This window comes from Methylibium sp. (genome assembly GCF_013817365.1).
Lineage (GTDB): Bacteria > Pseudomonadota > Gammaproteobacteria > Burkholderiales > Burkholderiaceae_C > Methylibium.
In genome coordinates, this window is record NZ_JACDCU010000244.1 from 1 (window position 1) to 6,282 (window position 6,282).

General features: G+C 68.7%; 5 protein-coding genes and 2 pseudogenes. 3 read left to right on the forward strand and 4 right to left on the reverse strand.

Going from position 1 to position 6,282, the window contains the following annotated elements; all coding sequences use genetic code 11:
- Both H0W38_RS14410 and H0W38_RS14415 read right to left on the reverse strand, forming a co-directional pair.
- Nucleotides 1-485 (reverse strand): tripartite tricarboxylate transporter substrate binding protein (locus H0W38_RS14410; RefSeq protein WP_292455242.1); only part of this gene is annotated, 485 nt, incomplete at its 3' end.
- A 129-nt stretch (nt 486-614) separates the two neighbouring features.
- A pseudogene (locus H0W38_RS14415) lies at nt 615-1,552 on the reverse strand (LysR family transcriptional regulator).
- Nucleotides 1,553-1,653: 101 nt separating this feature from the next.
- Between H0W38_RS14415 and H0W38_RS14420 the strand changes: the two are divergent.
- Complete coding sequence (locus H0W38_RS14420) at nt 1,654-3,009, forward strand: hypothetical protein (RefSeq protein ID WP_292455245.1); 1,356 nt, start codon at nt 1,654-1,656, stop codon at nt 3,007-3,009.
- Nucleotides 3,010-3,049: 40 nt separating this feature from the next.
- Nucleotides 3,050-4,270 (forward strand): PEP-CTERM sorting domain-containing protein, encoded by a 1,221-nt coding sequence (locus tag H0W38_RS14425; RefSeq protein WP_292455247.1) that lies wholly within the window; start codon nt 3,050-3,052, stop codon nt 4,268-4,270.
- A 37-nt stretch (nt 4,271-4,307) separates the two neighbouring features.
- Here the strand turns inward: H0W38_RS14425 and H0W38_RS14430 are convergent, their stop codons facing one another.
- Nucleotides 4,308-4,958 carry a YceI family protein gene (locus tag H0W38_RS14430; RefSeq protein WP_292455249.1) on the reverse strand — a complete coding sequence of 217 codons (651 nt, stop codon included), beginning with the start codon at nt 4,956-4,958 and terminating at the stop codon, nt 4,308-4,310.
- Nucleotides 4,955-5,758, reverse strand: coding sequence for a CDP-alcohol phosphatidyltransferase family protein (locus H0W38_RS14435; RefSeq protein ID WP_292455251.1), 804 nt, complete (start codon nt 5,756-5,758; stop codon nt 4,955-4,957). Before H0W38_RS14435 ends, H0W38_RS14430 begins: the two co-directional genes overlap by 4 nt.
- A gap of 68 nt (nt 5,759-5,826) precedes the next feature.
- Here H0W38_RS14435 and H0W38_RS14440 point away from each other — a divergent pair.
- Nucleotides 5,827-6,282 (forward strand): annotated as a pseudogene (locus H0W38_RS14440) (dehydrogenase); the annotation flags it as partial.

A 6,282-nucleotide genomic window follows, 5' to 3' on the forward strand; every position in this document is an offset into this window, starting at 1 on the left:
CTCAGCGCATCCGTCAGCTGGGGGCCGCCTCCCTTGTAGGGGATGTGCGTGATCCGGATGCCGCCACGCAAGGCGACCTGTTGCGCGACGATGTGGCCCAGCGTCCCGCGGCCCGATGTTGCCCAGCGCAGGGCGCCCGGCCGCGCCTTCGCCTGCGCCAGCAGATCGGCGAACTGCGTCCCCTTGAACGCCGGCGTGGCGACGACCAGCACGGGCGTGACCATCACGCTGATCACCGCAGCGATGTCGCGTTCGGGGTCGTAGCTCACCTTGCCCAGCAAGGGCGAGAGGACCAGCGGGCTGATGGCCGAGAAGCACAGCGTGTGGCCGTCCGGGGGCGACCGGGCCAGCGCCCCCATGGCGATGACGCCGCCGGCTCCGGCCCGGTTCTCGACCACAACAGCGGTGCCGAGCTGCGCCGACAGTCGCCTCGCGATGGCACTCGCGATCTCGTCGCTCAGGCCGCCAGGGGGATAGGCGACCAAGATGCGTACCGGCCGCTGCGGCCGGGCGAAGGCGCGGCCGGCGAGCCCGCATCCCCCCGCCCATGCCGACACTGCAAGAAAGCTGCGGCGAGACGGCGGCCGTGCCGGGCTGAACGGTTGCGCCATGGATCAAGCCTGCGCTCGGCGACCCGCATACCGCTTGCGCGCGAGTTGTCGCAGCAGCGTGGTGAACGTGTCGGTGGGCCCGATGTTGTCGGCACTTCGGTAGGCCAGAGTCAGCGGTACGTCGAGCTTTGCGCCTGCCTCGAGCGGGCAGTAGACGATGGCATGGGGATGCGAACCCTGCATGGACGACGGCACTACCGAGATCCCGGCGCCTGCGGCGACGAGGTTGAGGTTGGTCAGCATCCGGCTCACCTCCGCCACGACACGTGGACGCACGCCCTGCTCGTCGCAAAGCGCCAGCAGATTGGCGTACAGACCCGGCGCGCCGGGGCGCCGCACCAGGATGATCGGCTCCGCGTGCAAGTCCTTGACCGCCACCACTCGTGGCCGGCCGTCCTTGCGCTTTTTCGCGAGGCGATGATCGATCGGCAGGGCGACGACCGCCGCCTCGTGCAGCAGCGTCTCGAACGTCAGCTCCGCAGGACGCGACACCGGCACGCGCAGCAGGCCGCAGTGCAGGCGGCCGCTGGCCACCGCCTCTGTGATTTCCGCTGCGTTGTTCTCGCTCAGCTCCAGCCGATGTCCGGGTGCTGGCCGCGGCATTCGCGCAAGGCATGGGGCGTGAACTCATGCGCGGCCGCCGAGCTGGTGAAGCCGATCGAGAGCAGGCCGCGCTTGCCTTCGACCAGCGAGTGCATGCGCTCCTGCAACGCAGAGAAGTCGCGCAGAAGGCGTGCGGATTCGACCTGCAGGAGCCGGCCCGCGTCGGTGAGGCTGACGCCCTTCGGGTGGTGCCGGAACAGCGCAAAGCCGAGTTCCGACTCCAGGGCCTTGATCTGCTGGCTCAAGGGCGGCTGCTGGATGCCCAGTTGCATGGCGGCGCGCGTCATGTGGCCCGCGTCGGCAACGGCGAGGAAGTAGCGCAGATGGCGAATCTCCATACGCGTATGGTATCAACCAGGGATTTCAATCGTATTGGACATATGAACTGTCGATTGCGACGATGCCGACGCCCTTTGGACAACACCAGGAGACACCCTCGATGCGCCTCATCGGCTCACCCCTCCTTGCGGCTGCTGCCCTGTCCCTGGTGCTCGGCGCCTGCGGCGGCGGTGATGACGACGACGACCTGCAAGAGGCAGCCCCCACCGCTGCAGCCTGCCCTGAAGCCCTGACCGCCATCGCGAGCTGCCTCGCCGGCCAGGATTCCGAAGGGGCCTACTACCTGATCGCGATGCCCAAGGAATGGAACGGCAATCTCGTGCTGCACGCCCACGGCGGCCCGAGTCTCGATGCACCGACGCCGGATCGCTCGGCCGACGACCTGACGCGCTGGGCCTTGATGGTGAAGGCGGGCTATGCCTGGGCCGGCTCCACCTTCCGCCAGGGCGGCGTCGAAGTCCGCGCCGCAGCCGAAGACACCGAGCGTCTGCGACAGATCTTCGAGGAGCACGTCGCCTCGCCGCGGCGAACGATCCTGCACGGCCAGTCCTGGGGCGCCGGCGTCGCGGCGAAGGCGGCAGAAATGTTCACCGAGGAGAGCACCGGCTCGCAGCCCTACGACGCCGTGCTTCTGACGAGCGGTGTGCTTGCGGGAGGCACCCGCTCTTACGACTTCTGGCTGGACTTGCGCGTGGTGTACCAGTACCTGTGCAACAACCATCCGCGGCCGAACGAAGCGAGCTATGCGCTGTCGATCGGGCTACCGGCGGACTCTTCCATGACAAGGGCGGAGCTGGCCGCCCGCACCGCTGAATGCCTGGGCCTGGACAAGCCGGCGGACCAGCGGACCGCCGAACAGCAGGCCAAGGTCGAGACCATCGTGAACGTGATCCGTGTCCCGGAAAGCTCGATCCAGGCGCATCTCAACTGGGGCACCTTCCATTTCCAAGATGTCGTGCAGGAGCGAACGGGAGGAGCCAGCCCCTTCGGCAACATCGGCGCGCAGTACAGCGGCTCGCCGGACGACGCAGCGCTCAACGCCGGCGTGCAGCGCTACGCGGCCGACGCGCAGGCGGTCGAGCGCTTCGCGCAAGACACTGACCCGACCGGCCGCATTCCCGTGCCGGTGCTCAGCGTCAAGGGGACTGGCGACCCGACCGCCTTCGTCGAGCTCGACGCGTATTTCAAGACCGTCATGGAGAGCGGCGGCAGCGCGGGGCGGCTGGTTCAGACCTTCACGGACCACGCCGTGCACAGCTACCTGAGCGATGCGACCTATGCGACGCTGCTGGCCGCCCTGCTGCAATGGGTGGACCAGGACGTCAAGCCGACTGCGGCCGGCATTGCGCAGCAATGCCCTGCGTTCGAGGCGGAGTTCGGCGTCGGGTGCCGCTTCCTGCCGGACTACGCTGCACCCGCGTTGGAGACTCGCGTTCCGGCACGCGAGAGACCGTGAACCGTCTCGGACAAGCGGGCTTACAAAAGGAGACTGCGCAATGAACAAGCTATTCGCTCTGGTGCTCGCCGGGATGGCGTGCGTTCCTGCCGTGCAGGCGGAACCGGTGTCCATCCTCTTCGTCGGCAACAGCTACACCTTCGGTCGCAACGATCTGGTGATGAGCTACAACACCGCGAACGTCACCGACCTGACGAATGCGATGTGGCAGGCCAACGCCACCGGCAGCAACGTTTTCGAGCCGCACCCGTGGGGCGGCGTGCCGGGCATCTTCAAGCAGTTCACGGTGCAGGCGGGGCTGGACTACGACGTGGCGCTGTCCACCCGCAACGCCGCTTCGCTGCGCGGCCATTTCCTCAACTCCAACCCGGCGGACTGGGACCTGCGCGGCAACATCGCATCGCGCCAGTGGGGCAAGGTGGTGCTGCAGGAGCAAAGCGACGAAGCGCTGCCCAAGCAGCCCGGCCTGGCCTCGAACCCGGCCTACTTCAGCGCCTATGCGAACAAGATCGAACAGTTCGTGCACGACGGTGCGGCGCAGAGCTACCGCGAGCGAGAGATCATCGGCGGCACCAGCGCGACCTGCCAGGCGATCACTGGCGCTTCGGCCGGCTCGTGCAATCTGCTGCGCAACGTGCCGGCGAACGCCAACGCCAGCGCCGCCACGGACGTGTACCTCTACCAGACCTGGGCGCGACCGAACCTCGTCAACGCGCCCTTCACCACCGTCACCGACCCCGTCACCGGCGCCGTGAGCTTCACCACCACGCCGGCCACGTCTTTCTATCCCACGCTCGAAGCCATGACGGCCGATCTGCACGATGCGTACTTCGATCTGGCGGCGTCGAACCCGGGATTCGCGGGCGTCGCGCCGGTGGGCGACTCCTTCATGAGCGCGGTGGCGAGCGGCATCGCCACGCGCGACATCTACGCCCCCGATGCCGGCAGCGACGCCCTCATCGACCTGTGGTGGGACGACGGCACGCACGCCAGCACGGCGGGCTCCTACCTAAGCGCGCTTGCCTTGTTCGGCAGCATCACGGGCGTCGATCCCGCGTCGCTCGGTGCGGGGGAGCTTGCCGCGTTCGAACTCGGCATCAGCGCGGCCGACGCGCTCGCGCTGCAGCGCGTGGCAAGCGCGCAGCTGGGCTTTGCGGCGCCGGTGCCCGAGCCCTCGACATGGGCGCTGACGCTGCTCGGCCTTGTCGCCGTCGGCTGGCGGATGAGGCGGCGGTCCGCAGGCGCGTCGCTCACCGCGTGACGCGCGGCGCGGGGCGATCCCATTGCCCGGCCGATCACTACTTGCGGATCGCCTCGAATTCGATGATCAGCGCCACCTCGTCGCCGACCCAGCCGTTCGCCACCGCGTAGTTCATGCCGTAAGCGCTGCGCTTGAAGCTGCCGCGCGCCGACACGCCCATCACGTAGGGCTTGCCGCCGAGGATGCCGCCGCCCATCGGCGACTCGGCGCTCTTGTTCCACGTGGCCTGCAGCACCAGCGGCTGCTTGCGGCCGAGCAGTTCGAGCTGGCCGGCGATCTCGAACGTGCGCTCGCCGGTCTTCTTGGCGCCGGTGGCGGTGAACACCATGTTCGGGAATTCCGAGCTGTTGAGGAAGTCCGGGCCCTTGAGGTGGTCGTCGCGCTTCTTGTGGTTGCTGAACACGCTGGCGGTGTCGACTTCGATGCGTACGTCGGACAACTGAGCCTGGGCCTCGTCGAAGGTGTAGCTGCCCTTGGCGGCCCGGAACATGCCCAGGATCTTCTGGTAGCCGACGTGTTCGACCAGAAAGCCGATCGAGAGGTGGTCGGGGTCGAGCTCGTAGCGGGCCGATTGCGCCTGGGCCGGCGTGGCCGCGGCCGCCACGGCGAGCAAGGCCGCGCCGGCGAGTCTTGTCGCCTGCCGCCGCAGCAGCGGGCCGATCGAGGAGGGGAGCATCGAGGTGTTCATGCCGAAGGCTTCCAGGGTTGATGCCGCGCGCGCGCCAGCCAGGCCACGTCTGCAGCGAAGGAATACAGCAAGGCCGCCAGGCCGAGGGCGGCGATGGCGCTCGCGAACGAACGGCTGATGATGGGGCCCAGGCCGACGATCAGCACGACGATCTGCACCACGCACACGGTCTTGCGCCGCAGGCTCGGCGGCAGTGGCCGGGCCAGCCACGACCAGGCCGACATCGCGGCGACGAAGGCGTAGCGCAGCAGACCGCACAGCAGCACCCAGGCGCCCGTCTTGTCGAGTTGGACCAGCAGCAGCGCGAGCACGAGCAACAGGAACGCATCGGTTTCCATGTCGAAGCGCGCGCCGAAGTTGCTGGCGAGTCCGCTGGCCCGGGCCAGCGGCCCGTCGGCTGCGTCGAGCACTGCGGCGATCGTGGCGACAACGACGAAGACCCAGGCCGCTGCGGGCCGGGCAACGACCGGCTCGCCCAGGCAGGCGGCGAGGCCGAGCGTCAGCGCGAGCCGCAGCACCGTCACGCGGTTGGCGCCGCCGAAGGCGCGATGCGGATGGTCGTTCAGGCCGCGCCAGACCAGCCAGGCCGCGATGCTGAACATTGCCAGGGCCTTGGGTGCGAACCAGGGCGACAGGCCGGCGCGCGCGCCTGCACCGGCCGCCGCTACGCCGAGCAGCACCGCCGCGATCAGCGCCTCGCGCAGCCATTGCCGGCGCAGTGAAACGAGGGTTTCGGAGGACGCTGCATTGGCAGTGTCGAGAGGCGAGGGGGAGGAGGACGCGGTCCGCACGTCCATCATCTTAAGATCGCCGCGCTTGTGTTCGTCACCGTCGTCATCGCCTTTGCCCTCGCCCTTCGATTGCCAGCATGCCACCAGCCGCCGCGCCTGCCCAGCCTCCCGAGCCTTCTTCGTCCAGCGAAGCGCGTGCCTGCTGGATCGTCGCCCCCGGCGGGGCCGAGATCCGCCGCGAGCCCTTGCATGCGCCGGGACCCGACGAGGTGCAGGTGCGCACGCTGCACAGCGCTGTCAGCCGCGGCACCGAGCTGCTCGTTTGGCGCGGCGAGGTGCCGGCCAGCGAGTACGGCCGCATGCGTGCGCCGTTCCAGGCCGGTGATTTTCCCGGGCCGGTGAAGTATGGCTACAACAGCGTCGGCGTGGTCGAGGCCGGGCCGCCCGAGTTGCTCGGCCGGCGGGTGTTCTGTCTGTATCCGCATCAAACGCGCTACACCGTCCCGGTCGAAGCGGTGCATTTGCTGCCGGACGACGTACCGCCCGGCCGTGCGGTGTTGGCCGCCAACATGGAAACGGCGATCAATGCGCTG